This is a genomic window from Kitasatospora sp. NPDC058965 (assembly GCF_042741245.1).
Classification (GTDB): Bacteria; Actinomycetota; Actinomycetes; order Streptomycetales; family Streptomycetaceae; genus Kitasatospora.
Genome location: NZ_JBHYKG010000592.1, coordinates 1 through 1,543, shown reverse-complemented (window position 1 = coordinate 1,543; position 1,543 = coordinate 1). Strand labels below are relative to the sequence as shown.

The following is a 1,543-nucleotide window of genomic DNA, read 5'->3' as shown; positions in this document are numbered from 1 at the left end:
CCCGGGCCCGCACCGGCGCGGTTCACCAGCAGGCCCAGCTCGATCGCGGTCCGGGTCAGGTCGGCCTTGTTGCCGACGTTGAGCTTGGTGCGGATCCGCTTCACGTAGGTGCTGACGGTCGCCTCGGTCAGGCCCATCCGGCGGGCGATCTGGGCGTGCGTCAGGCCCTCGGCCAGCCAGCGGACCGTCTCCAGCTCGCGCGGGGCGAGCAGGCGCGGGTCGGGGCGGCCGAGTTGGCTCAGCTCGGTGCGCAACTGCTCGGCCAGGCCGGGCGAGACGTGGAAGCCGCCGAGCGCGACGGTGCGCACCGCGATCCGCAGTTCGAGGTCGGTGACCAGGTGGGTCACGCAGCCCAGCGCCCCGGCCTGGACGCAGTCCAGCAGGGTCTGCGGGGCGTGGAAGTCGCCGACCACCACGACCCGGCCCAGCCGGCACAGCGCGCGGATCGACTCGGTGGGCAACTCGGCGTCCCTGGGCGGTCCGTAGACGATGGCGTCGGGCCGCTGGTCGCCCAGGTCGAGCTCCTCGGGGCGGGCCGCCGTGGCGATCACGGTCATGTGGTCGCTGAGCGACAGCACGCGCTCCAGGCCGTGCCGCAGCAGATTCTGGTCCTCGACGATGGCGATGTGTGAATTCCCCGGCATAACTGTGCCGATACCTCCGGCTCGTGAGGGCCTCCGATGCGCTCAGCATGCAGGACGGCACGGGTGCTTGGACAGCCGGGAATTCCCGGCGAAGGGGCCCCGAAACGGGTCCCCGAACGGTTCAACGGACGCGGGCGGCACGTTGGTTGAACTGGGACGGGAGAAATCGGCGAACCACGGGAGAGTTGACGCAAAGGTATCCGTCCGTTCACCGGTGATTCAGATCTGACGACAAATCGGCCCGCCCGATCGGGATATCGTCCGGGTGCCGGTGAACCGGCGATCCGTCAGGCATTCCGTGGCTGGGGAGCGAGGGCTCCCGGGCGGGCCCGAGCATGGGGAGAGTACGTGTCCGAGCCAGTCTCGTCCGAGCCGACCGCCGGGCCCTCCGGTGTCGGGCCCAGCGGTGTCGGGCCCAGCGGCATCGAGCCTTCCGGTGTCGAGCCTTCCGGTGTCGGGCCCTCCGGCGCGGAGACCGGTGCCGCCGGGCCCGCGGCCGTCGGGAGCGCGGCCACCGAGCCGACCGGCGGCCGCAGTCGCAGCGCCGCGGCCCGCCGCGCGGCCGCCGGTGCGCCGGGCGGCCCGGCGGACCCGGTGGAACCCGCGGCGCCCGAGTCGCCACAGCCCGCCGCCACCCGGCCGATGGAGGAGGCGGACCGGCACGGCTTCATCGCCGCGTTCACCGGCGGGGTGCGGGCCGAGGGCGACCGGTCCCGGTCCAACCGGCGGATGCTGGTGATCGGCACCGCCGTCGCGGTCGCGGTCGGCCTGGCTGCCGTGGTGGTCGGCGCGATCGGCACCGGCAGCGGCAGCGCCCGGGCCACGTCGGCCGCCTCCCCGAGCGGCACGCCCGCCGCGGCGGCCGGCCCGACCGGCGCGCCGTCCGCCGGTCCCGCCCC

Annotated in this window: 1 protein-coding gene and 1 pseudogene; one reads left to right on the top strand and one right to left on the bottom strand. The window is 74.6% G+C overall.

What is annotated here, in order from left to right:
* The coding region (locus ACFW1A_RS40440; protein ID WP_380418726.1) for a response regulator transcription factor at nt 1-644 on the bottom strand (644 nt) is incomplete at its 3' end.
* Nucleotides 645-992: 348 nt separating this feature from the next.
* Between ACFW1A_RS40440 and ACFW1A_RS40435 the strand changes: the two are divergent.
* Nucleotides 993-1,543, top strand: a pseudogene (locus tag ACFW1A_RS40435) (hypothetical protein); the annotation flags it as partial.